The sequence below is a fragment of the Paenibacillus sp. FSL P2-0121 genome (assembly GCF_037975345.1).
In the GTDB taxonomy this organism is placed as follows: Bacteria; Bacillota; Bacilli; order Paenibacillales; family Paenibacillaceae; genus Paenibacillus_AQ; species Paenibacillus_AQ odorifer.
On the sequence record NZ_CP150245.1, the window covers coordinates 4,055,270 to 4,082,252 of the forward strand.

A 26,983-nucleotide genomic window follows, 5' to 3' on the forward strand; every position below is an offset into this window, starting at 1 on the left:
ATCCAATCTACACAACCGTATTTTTTTCAGTAACGAAGAGTATATTTTTAGCAAAATGATTAATATCTATCAGCTCTGGGCGGGGGGCGTCCACCAGTTCACCATTGATCCTTAAATTGACAAAGGTCACATTTTCAACAGCTCTCTCTTCGTCATATCCATAAATTCGTGAAGGGTTGGCCGTCCCGCTATAGCTGATGTCGCGAAATGTAATGTTCCGGATGCTTGTCCCCGGCTCTGGATTGTAGTCCTTGTTATAGACCACCCGCACATCAATTAGCTGCCCCTGCTCAATACGCTCCACACGTATATTTTCATATAGAACATTACATACCTTATTTCGATCCCCGGCATTAATCGCCAGTGCCCCCCAATAGTTCTCTTGCGGTTCGTGATGATTCAAGATATCAAGATTTGCAAAAACAATAGACTCGATGGTGTCTCCGTTCCGTTCATGATCCCCATGTGTACCAATCATCAATGGATGAGCGACATCCGCCCACAGAATGGAATCACGAACGCTAATATTACGGGTATCCCCATAAAAATCCCATCTCGAGCCGTAAATAGCAATACAATCATCCGAATTACGCATAAAAACATCCTGGATCCTAACCTCGGAACTAGACATAATATCAATGCCATCAGACCACCCCCGAGTGCTAAACGATTTGAAATTATCAATCACAATCTGCTCAGACTGCCCGATGAAAATGCTGTAATGTGGCGGATCAATCACGGTAATACCTTCCACATTTATAGATCGTGAAAAAACAATTCGTATCCCTCGAAAGGCCGAGAATCGATGAAAATCCGCAAGATAAATTATACCGCGACCACGAATGGATACATCATGAACTCCCTCGCATACCAAGGAACCTACAAGCACTGAACCTCCGGCAAGATACACCGTGGTTTCCGAAGGGACCGGCAATACTGTTTCTTCTATATAATGTGTGCCTGGAGCGAAATAAAGCACCTTCCTTTTTTCACGAGGATCAGCAGCGGCATTATCCAGCAGCCGTAAAAGATCAGGTTTCCGGTGTATACCCGGTTGGACTACTAGAACATTAGCATCCTCTGGTTGAGGGGCATCCTTCTCCTTAGGGTTAGCAAATAAATGCAGATTCCGAAAAATATCACCGTTGATCTCAATCGATAACTTTTGCGGACCTGTTAGCTTAAACAAAATGGTATTTCCATGATATTCGTAAGAGATCCCTCGCGAAGCCGGAGCAATGTTCACACAATCAATCTCCGTATAAAGACAGGTGACTTCAACTTCTACTGTACCTTCCAGATCAAAATAAGCCATGGATGCAAGACGCACCTCATGCATATCTACCTTAACCTCGTAAATAAACAAGCTATGCCATTCTCCTTCAGGCTGCCGTACTCTAACCTTATAATCCTCACGTCCCGGGATATCTTTAGGTGCTTTATATACTTGTAAATCATCCACTTTACCATCCTCCTGTTCATTTCGATTGTATCGCTTCCAACACCGATAAAGTTTTAATGTGTTATGCAGAAATGTTTGTATTTTGTCAGTTTTAAATTATAAGCCAACTTCAACATGACAATAATCAAACATTTCCTTATATCAAAACACAACTTTCCTGAGCTTTAGAAAGCTATACTCATAACATCCTAATTACACTGGAGGCAATAATAATGACACACCCTTATTGGCAGGAAATCATGGGTAGACTTGATACAAAAGTGGAACGTATGGTAGAGCAGATCGGTGACAAGTGCCCGCATTTCGCCGGGAAAGATGGCAAATTTGATGATATCGGTTCAGACTGGTGGACTACAGGGTTCTGGCCTGGACTCCTCTGGATCATGCATGATATGACCGGAAAAGATCTTTACAAGGAGGCTGCTTGGCATTGGGACGGTACCTTGGAGGAATGGTTTGTTAAACCAACGGTTGAGATGCATCACGATGTGGGATTCCAATTCCTTCCGACAGCTGTAATCAAACATACAATTACAGGTGACGAAGATGCCCTGCGCAGAGGAATTGAAGCTGCGAATTTCCTCGCTGCCCGCTATAATCCTGTAGGCAAATTCATCCGCGCATGGAATGAAGATAAATACGGCTGGGTAATTATCGACTGTATGTTAAATATCTCCCTGCTGTTCTGGGCCAGCAAAGTGACAGGTGATCCCCGCTATAAGCATATTGCAATTAGCCACGCCGAAACGACAATGCAATATGGCATACGTGAGGATGGATCCACCAAACATATTATTTCTTTTGACGCAGAGACAGGTGCTTATCTTGAGAATTTTGGCGGTCAAGGCTACTCGGCTGAATCCTCTTGGAGCCGAGGAACAGCTTGGGGATTGTACGGGTTTATCAATACTTATCGCCACACTGGTGATGAACGTTTCCTGAACACTGCTAAGCGGATCGCACATTATTTCATCTCTGCTTTGCCTGAGGATCAAGTCCCTTATTGGGATTTCCGCCTAGAGGATGATACCCGGATGTTCCGAGATAGCTCCGCAGCCTCTATAGCCGCTTCAGGATTATTAGAGCTTGCAGATATCGTACCCTTAGGCGAAAAAAGTCTATATGCAAATGCAGCGGAGCGAATTCTGCGCTCACTGACGGAAAATTACGCAACCTGGGAGCTGCCGGAGCATGAAGCGATTTTATTGCACGGAACTGGCAGTGGCAATTCCTTCATTGATGTATCCCTGATCTATGGAGACTACTATTATATTGAGGCTATCGCTAAATTAAATGGCTGGAAACATCGGATTTTCTAATTGCAGATAGTTAATTTAAACAACAAAAAGACACCTCTCTTGAGGTGTCTTTATATATTTCAGGCTATTCGTTCACCAGTGCCGCAGCACCCTCCAGCAGCATCAAGCCGCTGAGTTGAATACTCAGCTGAACCGGAAGCTCCGGTTTCACTTCCCACGATGAACTGCACAGACCCAGTTGTTTATCCAGACCTTTTTCCCACAACTGCATTACATTGGCCAATATAACCTCGCGAATACGGATATTTACAGGAGATATTTTACAGAGCTGAACCAAATAACGAATCAGAATGCCCTTGAACAATCCAGTATCATCAATGCCTTCATCAGGCAACATCAGATTAATTGGATCGCATAACCGATCAATACATGTATTAGCCGTTTGATTCGCATCTTCTAAGTAATGAACATCACCCGTATTCTTGTAAAGCTCTAGGCCAGCGCCTAGAAACACCCCCTGACAGTAAGTAAACTCCCAATCGTAATCGATCTGGCCATCCCCGAGTCTATTCATCCCATCCCACACAAAACCAGTCGTAGAATCCATCAAATATATCTTGTTCCATTCATAGATACGGAGCGCCCACTCCAGATCCTCTTGCTTATGAAAAAGTTCATATAACCGGGCTGCAAGAATGACGGCAGGTGCATTGGCAGGTGTGTTTTTATAATCTAGCTGATCCTTCTTCCACGCCAGACCTCCACCCAACTGTTCATTCCAAGCCGTCTTAATATCCTCCCATAGATCAAGCACAGCATTTAAATAGGCTTCATGTCCTGTTACCCGATAAGCACGCAGCAACGCCAATGCTGTCCATTCCATATCATCATAGTAATTATGCCTGAAAGTCCCCCCGTTATAAGCTTGCAGACTCTGACTTAGCTCCTTAATTTTCAAGGAATACACAGGATCTCCACTACGCTCATAACCATCTACTAAAATATCAATGACATGAGCCTGCCACCAATAATAAAAGTTTTCCCCCGCAACGTTGTACGCTCTGGGATACCATTGGTTCATGATCCCCGTCTCAGCATTATAATAATTACGTAGTAGACATTGTTGGAACCACTCGGACTTTTCCTGCCAACTGACTGCTTCTATGGCTTCCTTTGCTTGTGTCATTAAGAACTCACCTCAACCCTGTTCCTTAGTTAATTCAGCCATCTTCTCCAGCAGCTTGATCGCACTAAGCTGGGAGCTGAGCTGAATCACACCAGCGGAAGTCGAAGTCCAATCTGTGCCAAACAACACTTTATCCTCTGACTTTCCTTGTTCCCAGAGACATTCTGCATTCGCTCGCAGGAAATCTACAGCTTTAACTGCTGCGGAATCAGCTTTGACCCATTCAGCTGTATAGCGAATCAGGATTCCTTTAAACAGTCCCGCATCACCATTTCCTTCATCTGGCAGCACACCTCCCTCAGAGTCAGCAAGTTCATGGGCTGCGGCGGCAAAGGTTAGACGAGCATCCTCTAAATATTCCTGCTCTTTAGTGATACGGTACAGTTCAACTGCTGCGCCAATGAAAACACCTTGGTTGTAGGAGTATTTCCAATCTTTATCGATCTTTCCATCGCCAGTGCGATTCATGCCATCCCATACAAAACCCGTTGCCGGATCTACTAGATGCTCTTTTTGCCATCTGTATATTTTTAACGCCCATTCAAGATGGCCAGCTTCACCAAAAGCTTGATACAAGCGTGCCGCAAGTATAGCTGCCGGTGCGTTGGCTGGTGTATTTTTATAATCCAACTGTGATTTCTGCCAAGCAATTCCACCGCCCATATGCTCGTTCCAACCTGTCTGAATGTCGTTCCATAAAAGAAGGGCTGTATCTTTATAACCTTCCACTCCTGTTGCTTGATAAGCACGAAGCCACGCGAGAGCCATCCATTCCATATCATCATACAACTCATTTGGCCACATACCACCATTTCGTTGTAGCAGACCTTCATGAAGTGCGGAAAGCCTTTTGGCATACCAGTTCTCTCCAGTCCGCTGTAGTCCATCTACCAATACATCCACAGCATGGGCCATCCACCAATAATGAAAAATCGTGTTGCATTCTCCATTTGGACAAGGTGTTTCTATATTGTACATTTTGATCGCTTCATTCCAGAAGAATGAATCCAATGCAGCTTGTGCTTGATTCGCCCGTTCCTCCCAAATCCCTATCTCCAATTGATTCATATAGACTCTCTCCCTGGTTCGATTTTTATTGCATTAACCCTTAATACCACTGAAGGCTATCCCCTGTACAAAATAACGCTGAAGAGCTAAAAACAACACCAATATCGGCAAGATTGCTACTAGCGCTCCAGCCATCATTGGACCGTAGTCTGTTTGAAAATTATAAGAAAAAGCTTGAAGTCCCATCTGAATCGTTGCTTTGTCGGGATCATTCAGCACAATCATTGGCCACAAGAAACTGTTCCAGCCCGCTTGGAAGGTAAAGATACTTAAAGTAGCCAGCGCTGGTTTAGTCAACGGCAAATATATCCGCCAAAATATTTTAAACTCTCCACAGCCTTCGATCCGGGCCATTTCCATCATGTCACTAGGTAAGGTGAGAAAGAATTGCCGCATAAAGAACACAGCAAAGGTTCCAGAAGCGCCCGGAAGAATAATCCCCCAGAATGAGTTCATCAGCCCGTTACCCCCGCTACCTAAAATATCATTTCCTCCAAAAAGAGGAATATGGCGCATGACATAAACCGTGGGGATCATCGTCACAATGCCTGGTATCATCATCGCCGCAAGCAGCACGCGGAATATCGGCTTATTGAGCTTAAAATTCAATTTTGCGAACGCATAACCACTGATAGAACCAAAGAACAGATTCGCCAATACACCCGCTACTGCAAGTACAAGCGAATTCCAGAAATAGAGCGCAAACGGAACCGTAGTAAATGCCTTACGATAGTGTTCTAAGGTCAAATGTGAAGGAAACCACCGGATGGGCATGGCGAAGATCTCTTCGTCAGGCTTCAAGGATGTAAGAACACTCCAATAAAAAGGTAGAAACATTACGATAGCAATAACTATGCACGCTATATAATAGATTGATTTGCTTAAGTTTCTTTTTAATAACGAACTTCCGCTAGTATCCATACCTCTATCCCCCTTCTGCATGGCAAGCCCGGCTTATACAATGGACTCCTCCGCCTTTGTGATCCGCATGTTTATTAGTGAGAAAATGAGAATCGCCACAGCAAGCACAAATGCTTGTGCAGACGCATACCCCATTTGCAATTGATTAAAGCCCTGCTGATAGATCAGATAAACTGGAGTCTTTGTCATATTCGCCGGACCACCCTGCGTCAGCACAAAAGCTTGGTCGAACAACTGCAACGCACCAATGATTGACATCGTACTGACAAGAAAGGTTGTTGGTCGCAGCTGCGGCCAAGTAATAAACCGGAAACAAGCCAGCTTATTAGCACCGTCCAGCCGTGCAGATTCATACAAATAGTCGGGCACGCCCTGCAGACCTGCCAAGTAGATAATCATATTAGAACCTACCGATTGCCAGAGGGTAAGCATAATAATGGATAACATCGCCGTTCGGGTCTCGGATAACCAAGCTGGACCCGTAATCCCAACATAAGACAACAATCCGTTAACCAAACCAAATTCAGGATGCAAAAGCCAGATCCAAACGGTAGCAGCAGCAACGGCGGATGTAAGGGTAGGCAGATAATTCAATGTGCGGAACAACTTTACCCCACGCCAGGATCGACTAAGCAGAATCCCGAGGAGAAGCGAAATCAGAATATTAAATGGAACGAAAATGATGGAATACAGAAATACATTTCGGAATGTTTTCCATAACAAACTGTCCTCTATCAAACGGCGATAGTTATCAAAACCGATCCAATCGTTTCTACTAAGTACATCGTAGTTGGTAAAGCTTAAATATAGCGCCATTACCACAGGGATGACTGTGAATACTGTAAACAGCAATACCGTGGGTGTAATAAACAGATAAGCCGTCCGCGCCTGATGTTTCTCTAGTTTTCTGATGGAAGCCATTTCAGCTACCCCCTCCTAAGCAAAAGGGAGGCGAAACCTCCCTTCACTTCAAATGTCTTACTTATTATTTCACTACTTCATTATCCTTCAGCATTTTGTCGCCCTCTTCTTGCGATTTCCTCAAGGTCTCATCAATGCTCATCTTGTTTTGCTGGTTAAGCTGCAAATTAGGGGCCAAAGCATCAGTCTCCATCACGGAATATCCAGGATGGTTCGGACGAACCTTGGCGAACTCCAACGTTTCCAGAAACGGCTGCCACTTTGGATCATCCTTGAAAAATGGATCTTCCATCGATGGCTTATAACCCGGCAGATTTAGACTCGTCTTTGCCCAGAGCAACGCGTTATCCTTGTTCGCTGTCCACCATTTGATGAACTCCCATGCTTCTTCCTTATGTTTGGAGCCTTCTGGAATCACTAGCCCAAATCCACCCATGACACTACCTTTATCACCATTTGGTCCGGCTGGAGGAGGAACGATTCCATAATCCAGGTCTTTACCATATTTGTTATAGGTGCTGAGCATCCACGGACCGGAATACAGCATAGCCACTTTACCTGTGACAAAAGCATCTTGCCCTTCACCAAGTCCAAGTTCGAACCCCACTTTATACACTTTGTCCTTGTTCATTAGGCGATCCCAGAACTCAAGCACCTGCTTGCCCTGCTCATTATTAAAATTGGTCTTTCCATCCTCTGTAAGCATGGTGCCGCCAGCCTGTTGGAGATACATATTAAAAAGTCCCAAATCTCCCATAGAAAAACCTGCAGTCTCCAATTTATTGCCATTCCATTTCGTTAGCTTCGTAGCCGCTGCCTCTAACTCATCCCAAGTTGTTGGAGGCTGAAGTCCTGCTTCTGCAAGCAGCTTCTTATTATAGAAAAGAGCACGGGCATCTACTGTAAGCGGCAGCCCATATAATTTGTCATCGTATGAAAGCTCCCGTAGGGATTCACTGTAGAAATCATCTTCGGAAATACCGTCACGCGTTAAGTATTCATCCACCGGATGCAGTACATTTTTCGGGGCATACAGCGAAGTTCTCCAACGGTCCCAAAACAGTACATCAGGAGTGCCGCCATTGGTCGCAGAAGTTAGGAATTTCGTGATCATATCCTGTTGCAGCACATATTTTACGTGAATTTTATCCTGCGATTTATTAAAAGCATCCACCATGGTCTCGAATTGCTTCTGCCCCTCACCGCCCCAATCTCCCCAGAAGGTAAGCTCTGTCTTTTTCCCGGTACTGCTCCCAGCTTTGCTTGTGTTTCCGGTCTCTTTGTCCGCAGATCCGTTATTGCCACCGCAGCCCGCAGCAAGTGCAGTAGTCATTACTAAAACAATTGAGGTAACCAGCCATTTTTTCATGTTCTCTATCCCCTTTAGAGTCGATTATTCAAACCTTGTTGGTCTCAACCGCGCTTAATCTGCTTACCACAGCGCATGAGTACAAGCTCACAGAACATCATATTTGCCCAAGAGAACCATGGACGTGTAAATTCATCAGGATTATCCACATGAAACCCTTCATGCATAAATCCAGTTCCTGCATCCGTCTTCTCCAGCAGATGAAGTAAGGCTTCCTGTTCCTCAAAGCGGGTAGATGTCATTCCCTGCATCGCTAAAGCTATGGGCCAGATATACCGATTTGGCGTATGCGGACTTCCAATGCCAGCAGCCGCTTTTCCTGCGAAAAAATAAGGATTAGTGCTACTTAAAATAAGTTCACGGGTATTTTTATAAATAGGATCATCAGCAGTCACATAACCCAAATAAGGGATAGAGAGTAGACTAGGTACATTTGCATCATCCATAAAATTCACCTGTCCCAGACCATCTACTTCATAAGCATAGACCGCTCCAAACTCTGGATGTTCTACAATTCCATACTCACTTATTCCCTTATTAAGCTGGTCAGATAGTTTTCTAGCTTTCTTTTCCAGCTCCTGATCACCTAAAATCTCACGAGCAATTTCACACACATATCGTAAAACAACCACCGCGAACATATTGGCCGGAACCAAATACCCATATTTACAGGCATCGTCACTAGGACGAAATCCAGACCAAGTCATTCCGGTATAAGCCGTCAACGTCCCTTTGCCTTCTCGAGCTAACGTATCCGTGGGCGGACAGTTCATCCGTTGAAAAAGATATTTTGAATCGCGCTCATGGTTCTGTTCGGTAGTCCATAATGTTATGATTCTTTCTACGCCTGTTACAAACGACTCATTAAACTGACTAGTACGGCCCGAATTCTTCCAGAGCAGATAACTCAGTTGGATTGGATAACATAACGAATCAATTTCATATTTTCTTTCCCAGACTCCCGGGCTCATCTCCGTCAGATCCTCTTGGTGGCCATGCCCACTTTCTTCTTCATTGAATGCGTTAGCATATGGATCAAGCTGGATGTAAGTAAATTGTCTACGTACAAGTCCCTCAATCATGTCTGCAATTTCTTCATCTTCGGAGGCAAGGATTAGGAAAGGTCTGACCTGTGCGGCGGAATCCCGTAGCCACATCGCTGGAATATCTCCGGTAATAACAAAAGTGCTTCCGTTTGGCATTCGTTTTAAGGTTGTGTTCCAGGTGTTGGCCATACATTTCTCGAACATTTCGGCTAATTTCGGGCGATCACTCAGCTGTGCTTTTACGCTAGATGCCAGTTTATGCATTGACTCGGGTATTTCTCTAGTTGCTTTCAGTTATAATACCCCCTTTTTCTTTTTAAATTTGAAGCGCTTTCATTGATTAGTATATTGTCATGTGATTAGTATGTCAATATGTTTATTTTATTATAATGATATATCAATACATCTATAATGATAAATACATATCTAAAACAAATAAAAAAACCCATCCAAAAAGATAGGTTTTTATAACAACTAATATATGTTTAATTTGGAGAATAAGCCAAAATTTTATTTAGAGATAGATTGTTTAGCGGAGCTTGTGGATTCACCAGAAATTAACTCAGCTTCCAGCATTATCTTATTGGACACACTCTGCCCGTTCATAATTCGCAATACATTTTCTACTGCAAGCCGCCCCATCTCTTCTTCATTTTGCCGTAAATGGGTAAATGCATAACCCGAACCAAGTGGAGTTGGCGGACTATCAAAGCAAATGATCGAAATATCTTCTGGAATTCGTAGCCCAAGTCGTTGGACCGCAGTTCTAGCCAGCAGCGCAATATTATATTCCACAGCAAAAAGCGCCGTTATTGTTGGATTCTTTTGCAAATGAGAAATTAGCCGCGAAATGTCATGTTCAATATTCTCATCGTTGAAGGAATCCGGTAGTGTTGAGGTCAAATCACTGACCCACAATCCCTTGTCTACAGCTATTCCCCGTTCCGCATGCGCTTGAATAAATCCCTCTACCCGCTCTTCAAGAGCTGTGGTATCCGCTGGAGGTGGAGAGAGAAAGGAGATATGAGTATGCCCGAGATCAAATAAATACTCCGTACCTTTGAGTGCAGCCTGCATATTATCAGTACTGATCGATGCTGCTGCCACTCCTTTTAAATGGCGATCTACCAGAACTAGCGGGAACCGCCCTATCACCAATTTTAGAATCTCCGCATTAAAAAATTCGCCTTGAGCCGGAAAAATGATCAGACCATCTACACCTAAGCTGAGCAACTTCTGAATAGATTTCTCTTCGTTCTCCGGCACCCCAAACGTTCTTCTTAAAACCAGAAAACAATCATTATCACGTGAAGCCTGCTCCATGCCATAAATTAAGCCTGTGCCATAGCTGTTGCCAAAGTCGGTAATAACCAGACCGATCGTCTTTTCCTCATGGTTAAAGGAATTGAAAACAGTTCCGTCGGAGACCGTCCCCGGAGATATCGCTGATTCCATGTAATCGACTGCTGGATCTGCCACAAATGAACCTCTCCCCGGTTTTCTCACAATTAATTGTTCCGCGGCGAGCATTTCCAGAGCTTTTTTACTCGTAATCCGACTAACATTATAGGCTTCAGCCAGTTCTTTCTCAGAGGGAACCCGTTCCCCTTGTCCATAGGATTTATTAACGATAAGCTGCTTCACTTCATCAAATATTTTTTCATACATCGGTTTGGATGATGTTGTCTCACTCATGACTTTCGTTATCTCCTGACTCTAATTTTTTCATCTTATACATAATAATATATCATGATATATTAAGTTTGTCGACAGTTGTGCGGCTACAGCAAAAAAAGAGGGAGGAAGGATGTAAAGTGGAAAAATACAAAACTTCGTATATAAACAGAGATAACCCGTATTCAGTGAATGCTGGTTAAATAAAGGCTAAATAATCGCTATAAATATCATTTCTACTATATTCTTAGATAATATCAAACCGTATTTCATCTAACAAGTTTTTACACTTTTGTCCATTTGTTCTTTTTTTATTCAAAAACAGCTAACACAGGTCTATCGTAAATTGCTGTTCAGAATATATAATAGAGACTATCTGGTATAGAAAGGAAGTTGAATAGTTAATGAAATTTAATGATTATCGCTATGAGCGCCAGGATGTAGAGAAGTTCAAACAGGATTTTAACAACCTGCTTAAAGATCTCAATGACACCGAGCCATTAGAAGTGCAAAAGGCTTCCGTTACCGCTATTAACAAGCTTCGCAATGAGTTTGACACCCTGCAGACATTGGTTAGCGTTCGCCATTCGATCAATACAACAGATGAATTCTACAAGGCTGAACAGGAATTCATGGACGAGATTGGCCCTATCGTTCAGGAATACATAACGGACTACTACAAAGCACTCGTCAATTCCAAATACAGAGCCGAATTCGAACAAGAATGGGGCACGCAGCTGCTTCAGCTTGCAGAAGTAGCTCTGCGTACTTTTAGTCCAGAAATCATCGAAGATTTACAATTGGAGAACAAACTCTCTACAGAATACGCTCAGCTTATCGCGTCCGCCAAGATTCCATTCGAAGGCGAAGAACGGACACTGACTCAGCTTACTCCTTTTGAATTGTCCACGGACCGCGATATGCGCAAACGTGCTTCACAAGCCAGATATGATTTTATGTCTGAACATGAGAGTGACTTTGATCGAATCTATGACGAGCTAGTTAAAGTCCGTGACCGCATTGCTAAAAAGCTTGGTTACAGCAACTTTGTTGAGCTAGGTTATGACCGGATGATGCGTACCGATTATAACGCCGACATGGTAGCCAACTTCCGGAAACAAGTTCTGGAGCATATCGTACCCGTCTCCCAACAGCTTAAGAAACGGCAGACTGAACGCCTAGGTCTGGATGCCTTGAAGTTTTATGACGAGAACTTCAGCTTCAAGACTGGCAATGCCACTCCTAAAGGAGATCCTGACTGGATTGTAGCTAACGGATCCAAGATGTACAAAGAGCTCTCTCCGGAAACTGATGAATTTTTTACTTTTATGTTGGATAACAATCTAGTGGATTTAGTAAGTAAAAAAGGTAAGCAAGGCGGTGGCTATTGTACTTACTTCAGCCAATACCAAGCACCTTTTATCTTCTCAAATTTCAATGGAACCTCAGGGGATATTGATGTCTTGACCCATGAAGTGGGGCATGCCTTCCAGGTGTATGAAAGCCGAAATATTAATGTACCTGAATATGCTTTTCCTACTTATGAAGCCTGTGAGATCCATTCCATGAGCATGGAGTTTTTTGCTTGGCCATGGATGGAATTGTTCTTTGAAGAGGATGCAGACAAATACCGTTTCAATCATTTGGCAGATAGCCTTCAGTTTATTCCTTACGGAGTTACTGTAGATGAATTCCAGCATTTTGTTTACAGCAATCCTGAAGCAACCCCTGCTGAACGTAAGCAAGCATGGCGAGAAATCGAGAAAAAATATTTGCCGCACCGCAATTATGAAGGTAATGCTTATCTGGAACAGGGTGGATTTTGGCATAAGCAAGGCCATATCTTCGCCTCCCCGTTCTATTACATTGACTATACACTAGCACAGCTATGTGCCTTCCAGTTCTGGAAACGTTCAAATGAAGATTTTAAATCCGCTTGGAGTGATTATTTAGAGTTATGTCAAGCTGGAGGAAGCAAATCCTTTATCAAGCTGGTTAAACTTGCGGGCTTGACTTCACCTTTTGAAGATGGCTGCATTAGTTCGGTCATTGGGGAGATTGAAAGCTGGTTAAACAGCATTAATGATAAAGAACTTTAATAATACCTTGCAATACCGATAAAAAAGCAATCCCTGCTTCTTAGCTGGGATTGCTTTATTTTCATATTAAGGTTATTTAGCGATAACGAATCAACAAGTCCAGTGGATAACGACCTGCATTACGGCCATACAAAGCTAGCCCGCCGTCCTCTGCTTGCAGCTCCAAACGGAAAACACGATTGCGATCCAGCTTCGCTGCTAACTGCCCCGGTACACTTGCCTTGCATAGGTAGCCATAAGATCCAGCCTCATCCAGCTTATTCGCTATTGGCTGATAATGCCAAGACAAAATCCCTCTGCTATCAGCCGGATCATCCGGTAAATAGAAAGTACCAATCCGCTGCCCATCCACCAGAACGTTCACTCGGGAAGGATGACGCTCTTCATCCGTCATATAATACGTATTCGGATTATATTCCACCCTCGCATCTGCCCCATGCATAAGATCAAGGCCCATATCATTAAGCTTCGTACCTTCAACATGCCGCGCCAGCAATCGTTTAGCACTTGCTTCGAACATGATTTCGATCTCACCAATCATTGATTTATCTGCTGCATCTGGCAGTGTAACCTCGTATACATACTGACCTTGCCCAGCACCATTGATCTTAGATCCTTGGATAGCATCCCATTGATGCTTAAAGTTATGATCGGTATAAGCTCCCACTGGAATTTGAATAAATTCTCCTTCACCTTTAAACAATACAGTGTTATTACCGCCTCTTACATCAAAAGTAATGAAATTCCGCGTGATCGCTTCACCCTTCTCATTAATCAGAGAAACAGCAAGTATTGCAGCCGCCTCCTGACCAGGCATTGTAATGTTCAAAGAAGGAAGTATAGTGTTTCCAAAGTTATCCCATTTCACAGACATATGTCCACTTTGCGCAGTGACCCGAGTCCCCAAATTGTCGTACCACAGTTCCCATCTCAGCTTCAAATTATGACCGTGATAGCTGTCCGCGAAGCTGGAACCTAGCAAAGGTACTTTAACACTCTGCCCTGCTTCTACTGTCTGGCATGGAGGAGCATCTAACACGATAAAATCTGGGGAATGCAGATCCGCAATCGTCATCCCGGGAACAAAATCCCCATATCCAAAATCCTTATCGCTCCCGTCTAGCCGGTAATAACCATTGAACTCATTCGTAACATCACGGAATTCAGTAAATACGAATCCACATAGCTTATCATGCCGCCTGAATTCATTCATCATATAGCGGTAATGCCATGCCAAATCACTGTCCCCTGCACCACCTTCTATCCCCCACACGTTACCGCATTCGCTGTTCATTAGAGGGGCATCAGACTGTACGTTGCCGCCAATACAGTTAAACTCCGATCCCGGGAATGTTTTATCTACAACCTCATTTAAGTGGGCTTGCAGCTGCTCGTAACCATTAATGTAAAAGTGCCATGTATTAATATCCGATTCCACATGATCATAATTACACGGCGAGTTATCCTCAACAATTCTAGTCGGATCAAGCTGCTTCGCCCAGCGATATTTCTCCCGCACCCATTCCTGTGTCTCTTTAAGATAACTACTCTGCTGCTGTACATCACTTGTGAGGCTAGCCTCCTGAGCATCTGTCTTCAAACCCCAGGTCTCGTTGAACATAACCCACGAAAAAATAGATGGATGATTATAATCTCGTTCAATCACCTCAAGGGCTTCACTCTCATAGGAGGCTCTGGCCTTGTCATCCGGATTACCCCAGAAACAAGGCATATCTTCCATAACAAGAATGCCAAGCTTATCCGCCCAATACAGCTTACGGGGTTCTTCGGGCTTGATATGAATTCGCACCATGTTTAGCCCTAAACGTTTCATTAGATAAATTTCATCCCGCATGTCTTCATCCGTTGGATAGGTGAAAAACCCTGTCTTGTGATAGGACTGATCAAGAGTACCGTTCAAATATATCGGCTTACCATTTAAGGTGATCCACCGATAATCACGATCTTCAAAGCGGGCAGTCTGAATTTCGCGAATTCCGAAATAAGTGCTGACTGTATCTGTACCAAACGATCCACTAAGCTGCAATTCACCTTCATATAAATAAGGATTTTCTGGACTCCACAAATGCGGATTGGGAACATCGATAGACAGCTTACATTCGTTCACCCCTGCTATAAGCTGCAGCTTCTCTGTATGAACAACAGAATGATCAGCGAATTGCAGCGTAAACTCTGCCGAACCCGTTTCATGCGCAATTATTCTTGTAGTTACCTTCACCTGTCCATCTATACGGGTCACAAACTTTGCATCTTTCATATAAGTTTCGGGACGTGCTTCAAGCCATACAGGCTGCCAAATTCCACGGATTTCTCCATATCCTTGTTTGCCCCGCGCTTGATAAGCATGATCGAAATCCTCAGCTCTTACGACAATATTATTCTCACAATTAGCTGCCCAGTAAGGTGTAATATCAAATTCAAATGAACCATATCCACCTTGATGTGAACCTACATGTTCTCCATTTATCCACACATCACATGAATAATCTACTGCCCCAAAACGTAAAAACAATCGTGTTTGTTGGTCAACAGCCTGCCCATTCACGGTGCGGCGATACCAGCCTATTCCTTGTTGATCGCAGCCAATTCCGGATAAGGGACTTACCCAAGAAAAAGGTACAGTGATCATTGAGTCGTAAGCGATTTCAGGATTGGAGTACCATAACGCCTTCATACCTTCATTGTTCGGATCAAACTTAAATGACCATTGCCCATTCAAATTCATCCATTCATGACGTTGCCAATGTGGATGAGGGTGTTCAGAACGAGGAATCGCAAGTGTCTCAGAAGCTAATATAGAAGTTGTCATATGGCGAGCACAGCCTTTCAAAATAAGAAGTTGAGCCCATTTTAGCACCAGTATATGTTTTTCGCAATGTTTATTATGATTTTACAATACTTGTTCTTCATTGTACAATAACCTCAACCCATCCTATACGAAAAGGAAGAAATAAGATGAATGATATTTCACAAGAAACGATACGTTATCCCGCGTCACGCATTTTAGATGTAGCTAAAGCACTGTCTGGTGACGTCCGCGTCCGCATTCTTGAAGCCCTTGGAGAGAAGCCTATGAGTGTCAGTCAATTAGCTGAGACGTTAGGTGTAGCTCAGCCAACGATATCTATCAATGTGCAGACGTTAGAACAGGTTAATCTTATCTCGTCTACACAAGGTGCAAATCGCGAAAAAATCTGTGCGGTCACCTGTCGCTCTATTCAACTCGATCTCCCTTCAAAGCTAGGGGATGGGCTGCATCAAACTGAGGAAATACATATGCCCATCGGAATGTTCTCCCACTGCTCCATACAACCGTCCTGCGGGATGGCCGGAAAAGATGGTGGCGTCATTGGCTCCCAGGATGATCCAAGAGCATTCTACATGCCTGAACGAGTCGATGCCTCTCTCTTATGGTTCGCAGAAGCCGGTTATGTCGAATACTATTTTGCCAACCCCCTGCCTCCAGGCGTCGAGTTGGACGAAATCCGCATTTCGGCAGAAGTATGCTCAGAAGCCCCTTCATTTCGAGAGGATTGGGCCAGTGATATCAGCTTATCCATCAATGACCAGTTAGTCGGGACGTGGACCTGTCCCTCAGATTTCGGGAACCGCAAAGGGAAACTGACCCCTGAACGTTGGAGAAGTGGAACTGAATATGGAGCTCTTACTACATGGAGTGTCTCGGAATCGGGCAGCAGCTGTAATGGTTCTTTCTCATCTTCCACTACAATCAGCTCTTTAAAGCTGGCGTTTAATGAACCTATTCGTGTACGTTTTGAAATTCGGGAGGATGCACTCAATAAACGAGGACTAAATCTGTTCGGAAGTGGGTTCGGGGACTATGCCCAGGATATCATACTGGCGTTTGTACGACGTCCGAAATGAGGAAAAAGAGGCAGGAGTGCCTCGGAAGTGGATCCAATGTTCACCAGCATCAAGAAGAACATCAACAATGGATGCACACTTCCAGCCCTGACCAGATGGACCTCTCTATTTCATACCAGTAGAGACCTTATTTTGCTTCAACTTTTTTTAGATTCTCAGCGACTCTGAAGGTTACAATCTTGCTAATTAATTCATAAGGCATAGGCTTATGAATAGGGAATTGAACGGAACCTTTAGCACCTTTATAGCCAGATAATTCATCTTTAAAAGCATTAATTCCACTTGGAGTTGGATAGAATCCAATATGCTTGGGATAAGCAGCGAAATGCACCAAATTTCCGTGTAATGCAAAAGTAGGCATCTGATAGCTTATTTTTTCCTCTGCTTCCGGTGCCGCCTCTTTTATCACCTTTCTTAACGTATTAAGGATTTCCTGAACCTCAAGCGAAAACCCGGAAATATAGGCATCGATCGATTCATATGTGATTTTACTTTCATCCATGATATAACTCCTCTCTGGATCATCTCCACGATTTGCATAAATGTAGGGCCGCTAAAGCCTCAGCTTCAGTACTTTTGAACAACATTTTATCGCCTTGATTGCATTCGTAAATAAAATCATTCAGACTTTTGCTGTTATAGCTTGTAAATTCTCCTACGATAGCAACTCTCATCTGATAGTTTGTATATTTTTGTGCAATCTCACCAGCAACTCCAGACTTTAGCTCGAAAAAATCATCCGTAATCTGTTCCTTCCTCAGAAGCATTTTATCGCATCCTTGGTATTTCACATTCATCATTAAGTCTAAGGCATCCCTTACATTATTGATTATGATCTCCTCACCAGAGATTATAGCTACCGTTGAATCATTCTTATCATCCACTGTGATTTTCATTCAAGACTACTCCTTTTCCGCAAAGAATTTCTGCAACATTTTGATTACTCTGCTTAATCGCAACCAACCATGCAGATTCACCACTTTTTATTTTAGCAGAAATGTCGGCGCCATGTTCGATTTACAACTCTATTAGTTCTACATTATCCGTATGAAAAGCAGCAGAATGTAAGGAAGTATAACCATCACTATCGAATATATTATTCTCCATATTCGCAAGGTGCGGATGAGCTTTCAGGATTTCTTTCAGCCGTTCTGCATAGCCTGATTGTGCTGCCTGAAATACATCATTAATGATTAATTATCGTATAAACGAGCTAAGTTATTTTTTCTGGATAATTAGCCATTCTCCAGCTTGGCTAACCATAAAAAGAAAAGAGGATTCGTTCAATGTTCTTTGAACGAATCCTCTAATGATCACAATTCTGGAGCTCAGTAGATTAGATTAAATCCGACTTTTCAAGTAGCCGCTTCACGATCTCTGCAACCTCAGCTCTGGTCATATCATCTTTCGGAGCAAGCCCTTTACTGCTTCTTCCCATGATAATGCCTGCCTGCAAAGTGTCAGTAACTCCACTGATTGCCCAGTTAGAAACCTTACTACTATCTGTAAATGGAGCTAACAAAACGTCAGCCGATTGAACAGAAAGCTTAGTCTGTAGCGCTGTAATTTTCATCGCTTTAGCAATAATTAACATCGCTTGTTCACGGGTAATATGTTCATCAGGGCGGAACATGCCATCTTCAAAACCATTGATTAATTGATAAGCAAATGCCGTGTTGATCGCACTGTTATACCAATCCGTGGTCTTTACATCTGAGAATGGTGTTGCAGCTTGTTCCATCTCAAGTCCCAGACCGCGCACAACAATCGCCGCAAACTCTGCACGGGTAATGGCTTGATCCGGAGTAAATTGACCATTACCTGTTCCCTCAATGACTAATCGGGAGCCCATATCGTTCACTGCCTCTTTTGCCCAGTGATTAGCCACATCACTGAATTCAAGCGGATGCCAGATTACGGAGTAAGTACCACCGCTTAAGCTGTTGATAGTAGCAAAATATTTGCCATCAATTACAACCACTTTAGTAGGAACATGGTGTACCGAACCTTCGGAATCAACGTACACTCCCGTTGTAATCTTGTTCGGGTCCATCCCCTCAGGAATGGCTATGGTACGTTTAACATACGTATTGAATTGGGAAAGTTCAATACTCTTATCTCCGTAGATACCTCTAGCCGTAAAATTAACTGGCGCGGAAACTAATGAGAAGGATCCTTTTTGCGCAGCTGCTTCTAAAGCTTTAACTTTATCGGCTGTAGGAGCACTAATTTCAATCTGTATCTTAATATCTTGCAAAGCTACCGACTTGCCGATTTGCTCGTTCAAAGCGTCAATATTAATTTGTTGAGCAGGCAGTGTAAATGTCGCATTTCCCGCTTTAATCTCAAGAATCGCTTGATTACCCTGCATATTTTTAACCATTTGTCCGTTTAGTTCGCCAACTATAACATCAGATTTACTATTTGCACCGATAGAAACTACCGTACCTTTACCTTCAGTGGCGAGCTTGTCCTCTAGCTTCTTCTGATCTAACACAATGGTGGTTAACGTTTGCTCATTCCGTTTACCATTCGTTGCGGTTCCCACTATTTCCGCTTTACCATTGATTAGAATGGAAGCAGCATTTACCACAGGTGCCGGAGTTGGTGATGGGGTTGGTTGCGACGGAACAACAACATCACCACCAGATGGAGTGCTAGGAACAACTGCATTGGACTCAGCAGAGGATTCGCTGATGCCAGCTTTATTGATTGCCTGTACCGTGAAGGTATAGCTTGTTCCATTCGTCAAACCACTGATTGTCAGAGGACTTCCAGTTCCTGTAACCGTCAAACCTCCCGGATTAGCAGTTACAATATATCCTGTGATTTCGCTGCCTCCATCGTTCACCGGCGGGATAAAGGTGATGATTGCTTGACCATTCTCTGCAGTTGCAGTTACGGATGTTGGAATTCCAGGTGCTGTAACTGGTTTAACAGGTGCCTTCACAGTAACGGTTGTAGAAGCCGTATAACTTCCATCTTTCGTCGTTACCGTTATGATGGCTGTTCCTTCACCAATCGGCGTTACTACTCCATAAACAACCTTAGCTACTGTCTCATCGCTCGAGCTCCAGATCATACCTTTATTTGTTGCATTAGCAGGTGCTACTGTCGCTTGTAGAGTTCCCTCGCCTTCACCCACCGTTAAGTTAAGTTCTGTCTGGTCTAAAGTCACCCCAGTTACGATAACGTCAGGTGGCTTAGGAGCGGCTACATTAACTGTGGTTGTAGCTGTAAAACTTCCATCTTTGGTCGTTACCTTGATAACTGCTGTCCCCTCTCCAACCGGAGTTACTACTCCGTTCACAACGGTCGCTACAGTTTCATCGCTCGAGCTCCAGATCACGTCTTTATCTGTTGCATTCGCAGGCTCTATTGTTGCTTTTAGAATTCCATCAGCTTCACCAGCTGTTAAATTCAGTGTTTCCTGATCTAACTTCACTCCAGTTACGTCCACAACGGGCGGGATTGGGGCACTCACATTTACTACAGACGAAGCTGTAAAACTTCCATCTTTCGTCGTTACCGTAATAACTGCTGTCCCCTCTCCAACCGGAGTTACTACTCCGTTCACAACGGTCGCGACTGTTTCATCGCTCGAGCTCCAGATCACGTCTTTATCCGTTGCATTGGCAGGCTCTATTGTTGCTTTGAGGAGTCCATCAGCTTCACCAGCTGTTAAATTCAGTGTCTCCTGATCTAGCTTCACTCCAGTTACATCCACAACCGGCGGGATTGGAGCACTCACATTTACTACAGACGAAGCTGTAAAACTTCCATCTTTGGTCGTTACCGTAATAACTGCTGTCCCCTCACCAACCGGAGTTACTACTCCGTTCACAACGGTCGCGACTGTTTCATCGCTCGAGCTCCAGATCACGTCTTTATCCGTTGCATTGGCAGGCTCTATTGTTGCTTTGAGGAGTCCATCAGCTTCACCAGCTGTTAAATTCAGTGTCTCCTGATCTAGCTTCACTCCAGTTACGTCCACAACGGGCGGGATTGGGGCACTCACATTTACTACAGACGAAGCTGTAAAACTTCCATCAGTAGTCGTTACCGTGATGATCGCTGTTCCAACGCCAACTGGAGTTACCACCCCGTTTACAACGGTTGCAACAGTCTCATCACTAGAGCTCCAATTTACTGTTTTGTTCGTGGCATTAATAGGTGCTATTACGGCACTAAGCGTGTCTCCTGCTTCTCCTTCCGTTAAACTGAGTGATGGTTTATCCAGGGTCACTCCGGTTACGATTACATCCCCCGTATTGTTCACGGTCACATTAAAAGTGTAGGTGTTGCTTAATGCTCCATCACTTACCTTAACAGAAATCACACTGGTGCCAAAAGCATTCGCTGCGGGTGTTATTTCTAAAGTTCGTAACTCACCACTTCCACTTATTTTCAGTCCATTATTCGGAATTAAGAGCGTATTCGAGGAAGTAGCTGATACTTGTAGGTCATCTCCATCCACATCGAGGACCTTAAAGGATCGTGAGACCGACTTGTTTTTATCGGTTGTAGTATTCCCCATAAAACCTGTGTCCTGCTTCCAGGTTGCCCCAGTAATTGTGCCGTTCTTAAGGGGAAGACCAGAGGTATTAATAGCGACATTCCCATCATTGCTATTCGCTAATTTATAGTTTAAAGCCAGATTAGGCTCCGAGCCTGTCAAGTCGACATTCATTTCTCGAACAATATCACTTTGGGTCTTGGCTTTACTCCAGAACCTCACGTCTCTCATTCCACCGTTATAATCTCCGTCCTGTCTCCACGTGCTTTTTCCAAGCCAGTTATTCGGACGTGCAACGTTTCCTACTGTACTTAAATCCATGGCCCCTTCTGCCTTAAGTACACCATCCCAATAAATCCGTCCCTTTTTCTGACTGTGATCATAAACAATTGCGACATGAACCCATTTAGAAATCGGGAAATCCTCAGTGACATTAATATCTCCCTTATTAGTGTAGGCAGTGAAATTCATCCGTTTACCGTTAAAACCTACAAAAATATTGTGGTTCTGCTCTGCGATCGATGATTCAAAAAATCTCATCCATGTCTGAAAAGCATCTACCTTCAAAAATCCTTCAACTGTAAAAGAATTCCCATAAATCCGTTGATCCGGGAAGGTCACATAATCCCCGTTACCGTCAAAACTAAGATAGTCCCCACCATTTAGTTCTGTCAGATAAGGTGCATCGTTCACTGGATTTACAGTAATTACGGCTATACCCGGATCTGAGCTGAACGCGGCAGATACTGTGGTATTCGCATTTTTTTGATAATTTTGATAACCGGATGCTGTTGTATCCCATAGCTTAAAGCTAATGGATGCCGTTCCGTTCCAGTCTTTCGCCGGGACAAAACGGATTTTCTCCGATTTCAGCAGCAGAAAAGCATTACTGTTCGACACCGGCTCGATATTATACCAAATTCGTCCCACCGTGTTGTAATACTGCCAGGCCCCTTTGGTATTATCTAAAGCTACTACAGCAATCCCTGTTGACGCTGGATCCGATACTTTTCCTGTCAAAAAGCTGGCTACCTCAACTCCTGCGTTGGAATAGTCATCTTCATTGATGGACGTTATTATAGCTGGGCTATTCTCGAGCCAACCGAAACTAGCTTTTGCACTTATGATTGGAGTTTGCATAGGACCCACCCCCTGCACCACAAGTCCAGTACATAACGAAATACTAATGCCTATTTTCATAAATGATGGCTTCAAACTCTATTTCCCCCTCTAGCATAAATCATGTCCTTAATTCGACAATAATCGAGAGTATTATACAAAATTAAGATAAACAAAAAATAAACAAAAAAAGAACCCTCGATAGCCATCCTTTCGAAGGTTCCTTCCATTACAATAACTTCTGTTTCATTAACGCTTTAAGTTTAGGATCGGGTGTTGTTCCGAGCTCTTGCTGCAGCATCTCTTCCAATTGACCAAATTTCCGCTGTGCTTCATTCATTCGCCCTAATTCAATTAATAAGTTGATGATTTCATGATAGATGTCCTCTCGCAAGGAATCTAATTTTAATATTTCTCCAAAATAATGCAGTGCTTGCTGCTGCTGATTCTGCTCCAAATGAAATCTTGCAGCCAGCTCCAGCAATCCTATATATTCATGCTCGAGTCTGCGCGTCCTGCCACTGGCCCATTCATAGGCTTTTCCTTTGAGTAATGCTCCTGTGTATAAAACTTCTGCTTGAATCATCCATTCAACATGTCTTTCAGAGGTTTGCCTGATTTGCTTTAACAATCGCCTAAATTCATACAGATCACAATAAATGCTGCTTTCTACTACATGAATTTCATTCCTGCTAGCTTTTATATAATTGGCGCCGATTGCTTTTCGAATATAATACAGCGTCGAGTTCAGATTCTTCCATGCTTTTTCAGGCTCCAATCCGCTCCACAACGTGTCGATAATTTCCTCCCGGCTAACCGTCCCTTTACTAACCAGAAAAGCAAATAATTCTTCTGTTTTTGGACTTCTCAGCTTGATTAGCTCTCTGTTCTGCGTTCTGCGGTACACTTTTAAACCATTAAATAAAAAAACTTCTAACGTAGGCTCAGCCGTTGTATTTCGATTTATTTTTTTGAGTTTCTCTAACGTCTTAGACAACCGCTCCGCAGTTACAGGCTTCAAAAGATAATCCACTGCACTCAGGTCAAAAGCCTGCAGCGCATACTCATCAAATCCGGTTACAAAAACCACATCTATCGATTCATCCAATTCTTGCAAAAGGCTAGAAAGCTTCATCCCATTCGTCTCAGGCATAGAAATATCCAAAAAAGCTACATCTATCGGATTGGCCTTCGCAAAAGCATAGGCTTCCGCAGGATTCAAAAACGTCTCATAGACATCAATCTCTCCGCTCTGCGATAAGATCCGCTTCAGGCGTTTTACCGATAACTCCTCATCATCTACAATAATCGCTCGCAGCATGCCTCAACCTCCCATCCGCTTAAGCTGCTGTATTGGAATTTCAAAAGATACCGTTGTGCCTAATCCTTCAGCACTTTGAATATGAATATTTTTTCCATATAATAGCTTGATGCGCTGACTGATATTCCACAGCCCCACCCCTCTTTTATCTACATCTGACTGCATTACTTCTTTCAATTTATGCTCACTCATTCCAGATCCATCATCCTCCACAATAAAGCTAATCACAGAATTCTCTAATTCTTTTACAGATATAATTACCGTGCCACCCCGCAAATTGGACATTAGGCCATGCCTTATTGCATTTTCGACCAAAGGCTGTAGAATCAGCGGAGGAATCCGGTAATCCGTATTCACTCTCACATCATATTCCACATTTAATCTGGCACCGAAGCGTGCTTTTTCAATATTGATATAAGCCTCTACCAGCTCAAGCTCATTCTCCAGACTCGTTAGTGAATCCAGTTGTTTGAAATCAAAGCTGCTTCGCAAATACTGGGACAGCTGCAGTGTCAACTCTTCGGCCTTCTCAGGTTCCTCCACACATAGTTCAGCAATTGAATTCAGAGCATTGTATAAGAAATGAGGTTTGATCTGGGATCGTAAAAAAGCAATTTCGGCGTCTTTGGCAGTCTTCACGGAAGCTCTCAATCGGGTCAGACTTTTAACACGTGCCATTAGCTCTTCAGCTTCAAAAGGTTTTCCCACATAGTCATTTGCACCGTTATCCATGGACATCTTCATATCGCTCACCCTGTTCTTGGCCGTCAGCATTAACACAGGCAGCTCAAAAGGAGTAAATCTCTCTCTAATCTTTTGCAGAACCTCGTAACCCGAAATGTCCGGCATGGTAATATCCAGTACCACCAGAAAAAAGTCTGTGTTTTTCGCTAGCTCCTCAAGTGCCATCTGCCCGCGATTGACAACCACAATAGAATATTTCTCTAGCTTAAACAGATTGATCATAGATTGCAGATTGGCAAAATCATCGTCCACTACTAAAATGGGCTCATCGATCTCGCCTTTGATATAAAGGGGATAACTACCATGGGAGAAACTTAATTCTTTATAAGAATGTGCCGCCTTAAGGGTTGGCCTCGAGATTGGCTTAACCGCTTTATCCCACCGTGGAAGTGTAAAAATAAACACCGAACCTTTTTCCACTGTAGATTCCACAGCTATGTTCCCACCATGCAGTTCTACTAGCTTCTTAGTAATACTTAATCCGAGCCCTGTTCCACCATGACTATGAATCTCCGCCTCATCCACCTGCTCAAAAGCTTTGAAAATACGCTCCTGCATATCCGGTGAGATTCCCAAACCTGTGTCTGCCACACGTACTTCCACCCACTCCTGAATAACTCTGGCACTAATCTCTATTTCACCCTGTTCCGTAAATTTAATCGCATTATCAACCAAGTTGTGGAAAATTTGAATCAGACGATTGCCATCTGCATTCACCATAGGAAAATTCGAAGCGACTCTGTTAACGAGCAGGATCGACTTTTCTCCGAGCAAAAAAGAATGAATACCAATGACGGAATCAACAACGGCTTTCAAATCCAGGTTGCTTTTGTATAATGTGATGTCTCCATACTTCATTTTGGAATAATCAAGTAGTTCATTTACCATATGTGTTAATCTTCTGCCGCTCCCTATTACGATCGCTAGATTCTGCGCTTGTTTTTCATTAACTGGACCCTCAACCCCATCCAGCAGCGTAGCTGTAATGTTCACTATGGCATTTAGAGGTGTTTTTAGTTCATGTGAGGTGTTGGAAAGGAATTCATCTTTAATTTTATCCAGCCCGATCAGCTGGTTTTTCATCTCGTCTATGGTATGGTAGGCTTCAAAAAAACGTAGAACAATCAGCACGATCATGATGATATTAAAAGCCACAATGTAAAACTGCCCGAGCCAAAGGTTCTCTTTTATAGAAAGAGCAAACAAAATAATGTCTATGGAATATAGATTAATAGCTAGAATCGCCATAAACATCAGCAGCAATTTGATTCTATTTACTTCTGCGCTTCTAATATATAGGGTAGCCACTCTACATAACATCCAAATTAACATCAGCTCATATAAAATAATCACATACGGATAAATGACCGTGTAAGAACGAATCGGCAGGATGGCGACCAGAATTATAAAGCTGCCTAAAACAATCGTTATGGCTTGAGTAAATTTTAAAGATATTATGCTTTTGTGCATTTGGTAAAAAAATATTGCGAGCACAATAAAGCAGGAGATGGAGCTTATATCCTTTACTTTGTAGAGCACTATGAACGAAAGTTTAGGGAAAAAGAGTAAGAGTGAACGCTCGCCGATCAACCCATGATATATCGCAAACAGCAAACAAATAGTAGCAAATACAAGTAAAGAGTAATCCTGCTTACGGTATAAGGACGCTGCCCCAAAGCAGATAAAAAAGATAAGGGCAAGTGTGCCTAAAATAGCAACGGTGCTAAATTCACGGGCCGTACTCTTCTGCTGCACCTCCATCATTGCTGCTTCCTCACCAAAGGATAAAGAAACCGGAATGCCCCCATTTACATAATCGAAGTTGGAGACTTGAATTATGATTTCTACATCTCCCTTATCAGACGAAAAAAGCCCAATCAGCGGGATATTCCCTGACCGATAATCAGCTTCATTAGCAGCAGGATTACCATCCTCAATAACTGACTGTCCATTAACAAAAATCCTGCTTGAAAAGCGGATATTTGTTTTTTTCAAGGCGAATACCCCGCTTACGGGCAGGTTTTTTAGAACCATCCGATAGGTGGCGGAACCGAAGGCGGGTAAAGGGCTTCCATTAACGATGTTGCCGTTCCACCGGGAGGGCACCTCCATCCAAGCTGTAGAATCAGGTATATCTGCGCTACCCGCCCTAAAATGCTCAGGAGTTAATAAGTGATTCCAATAAAACTCCCATTCACCGTCTAACTTGATAATCTTATCCTGTTCGTAATCCCAAGCTGCGAGATCCATGACTCCATGCTGCACTTGCAGGTGACTCCCTTGTTTATCGTGACCCATAAGAATGGATAGAGGAATCGCAGATAATAAAATTAAACCAATCAGATAGATAAGTAATGTCCTTTTGAGCATCG

At 43.2% G+C, this 26,983-nt stretch carries 17 protein-coding genes; 3 read left to right on the top strand and 14 right to left on the bottom strand.

The window, feature by feature from the left end; all coding sequences use genetic code 11:
* Nucleotides 1-7 precede the first annotated feature (7 nt).
* Nucleotides 8-1,462 carry a glycosyl hydrolase family 28 protein gene (locus MKY54_RS17980; protein ID WP_339187362.1) on the bottom strand — a complete coding sequence of 485 codons (1,455 nt, stop codon included), beginning with the start codon at nt 1,460-1,462 and terminating at the stop codon, nt 8-10.
* A 212-nt stretch (nt 1,463-1,674) separates the two neighbouring features.
* Between MKY54_RS17980 and MKY54_RS17985 the strand changes: the two genes are divergently transcribed.
* A complete protein-coding gene (locus MKY54_RS17985) occupies nt 1,675-2,781 on the top strand; it encodes a glycoside hydrolase family 88 protein (RefSeq protein ID WP_076306115.1) in 1,107 nt (368 codons plus the stop codon).
* A 64-nt stretch (nt 2,782-2,845) separates the two neighbouring features.
* Here the strand turns inward: MKY54_RS17985 and MKY54_RS17990 are convergent, their stop codons facing one another.
* From MKY54_RS17990 to MKY54_RS18020, 7 genes are all read right to left on the bottom strand, one after another.
* Nucleotides 2,846-3,907 (bottom strand): glycoside hydrolase family 76 protein, encoded by a 1,062-nt coding sequence (locus MKY54_RS17990; protein WP_339187365.1) that lies wholly within the window; start codon nt 3,905-3,907, stop codon nt 2,846-2,848.
* Nucleotides 3,908-3,919: 12 nt separating this feature from the next.
* Complete coding sequence (locus MKY54_RS17995) at nt 3,920-4,975, bottom strand: glycoside hydrolase family 76 protein (RefSeq protein ID WP_076128256.1); 1,056 nt, start codon at nt 4,973-4,975, stop codon at nt 3,920-3,922.
* Nucleotides 4,976-5,008: 33 nt separating this feature from the next.
* A complete protein-coding gene (locus MKY54_RS18000) occupies nt 5,009-5,896 on the bottom strand; it encodes a carbohydrate ABC transporter permease (RefSeq protein WP_076128254.1) in 888 nt (295 codons plus the stop codon).
* 33 nt (nt 5,897-5,929) lie between these two features.
* A complete protein-coding gene (locus tag MKY54_RS18005; protein WP_036688088.1) occupies nt 5,930-6,817 on the bottom strand; it encodes a sugar ABC transporter permease in 888 nt (295 codons plus the stop codon).
* Nucleotides 6,818-6,881: 64 nt separating this feature from the next.
* Nucleotides 6,882-8,186 (bottom strand): ABC transporter substrate-binding protein, encoded by a 1,305-nt coding sequence (locus MKY54_RS18010; RefSeq protein WP_076280054.1) that lies wholly within the window; start codon nt 8,184-8,186, stop codon nt 6,882-6,884.
* A gap of 44 nt (nt 8,187-8,230) precedes the next feature.
* Nucleotides 8,231-9,496 (bottom strand): glycoside hydrolase family 125 protein, encoded by a 1,266-nt coding sequence (locus tag MKY54_RS18015; protein ID WP_339187370.1) that lies wholly within the window; start codon nt 9,494-9,496, stop codon nt 8,231-8,233.
* Between the two features lie 246 nt (nt 9,497-9,742).
* Nucleotides 9,743-10,927: a GntR family transcriptional regulator gene (locus MKY54_RS18020; RefSeq protein WP_076194647.1), complete on the bottom strand. Its 1,185-nt coding sequence runs from the start codon at nt 10,925-10,927 to the stop codon at nt 9,743-9,745.
* Nucleotides 10,928-11,310: 383 nt separating this feature from the next.
* Between MKY54_RS18020 and MKY54_RS18025 the strand changes: the two genes are divergently transcribed.
* A complete protein-coding gene (locus tag MKY54_RS18025) occupies nt 11,311-13,005 on the top strand; it encodes a M3 family oligoendopeptidase (RefSeq protein ID WP_339187374.1) in 1,695 nt (564 codons plus the stop codon).
* Nucleotides 13,006-13,081: 76 nt separating this feature from the next.
* On the opposite strand, the gene MKY54_RS18030 is transcribed toward MKY54_RS18025, so the two are convergent.
* The gene (locus MKY54_RS18030; RefSeq protein WP_339187377.1) at nt 13,082-15,835 is read right to left on the bottom strand and encodes a sugar-binding domain-containing protein; all 2,754 of its coding nucleotides are present in this window, start codon (nt 15,833-15,835) and stop codon (nt 13,082-13,084) included.
* 146 nt (nt 15,836-15,981) lie between these two features.
* Here MKY54_RS18030 and MKY54_RS18035 point away from each other — a divergent pair, with 146 nt between their 5' ends.
* Complete coding sequence (locus MKY54_RS18035; RefSeq protein WP_076184491.1) at nt 15,982-16,911, top strand: helix-turn-helix domain-containing protein; 930 nt, start codon at nt 15,982-15,984, stop codon at nt 16,909-16,911.
* A gap of 127 nt (nt 16,912-17,038) precedes the next feature.
* On the opposite strand, the gene MKY54_RS18040 is transcribed toward MKY54_RS18035, so the two are convergent.
* The 5 genes from MKY54_RS18040 to MKY54_RS18060 form a co-directional block, all read right to left on the bottom strand.
* On the bottom strand, nt 17,039-17,413 hold the full coding sequence (locus MKY54_RS18040) for a DUF1801 domain-containing protein (protein ID WP_339187382.1): 375 nt from the start codon (nt 17,411-17,413) through the stop codon (nt 17,039-17,041).
* 19 nt (nt 17,414-17,432) lie between these two features.
* Nucleotides 17,433-17,807 carry a DUF4180 domain-containing protein gene (locus MKY54_RS18045; protein ID WP_076128242.1) on the bottom strand — a complete coding sequence of 125 codons (375 nt, stop codon included), beginning with the start codon at nt 17,805-17,807 and terminating at the stop codon, nt 17,433-17,435.
* Nucleotides 17,808-18,247: 440 nt separating this feature from the next.
* Nucleotides 18,248-22,642, bottom strand: a complete 4,395-nt coding sequence (locus tag MKY54_RS18050; RefSeq protein WP_339187385.1) for an Ig-like domain-containing protein — start codon at nt 22,640-22,642, stop codon at nt 18,248-18,250.
* Between the two features lie 133 nt (nt 22,643-22,775).
* Entirely contained in the window at nt 22,776-23,867 is a 1,092-nt protein-coding gene (locus MKY54_RS18055; protein ID WP_339187388.1) for a response regulator, read from the bottom strand.
* 3 nt (nt 23,868-23,870) lie between these two features.
* Nucleotides 23,871-26,981: an ATP-binding protein gene (locus MKY54_RS18060; RefSeq protein ID WP_339187391.1), complete on the bottom strand. Its 3,111-nt coding sequence runs from the start codon at nt 26,979-26,981 to the stop codon at nt 23,871-23,873.
* Between the last annotated feature and the right edge of the window lie 2 nt (nt 26,982-26,983).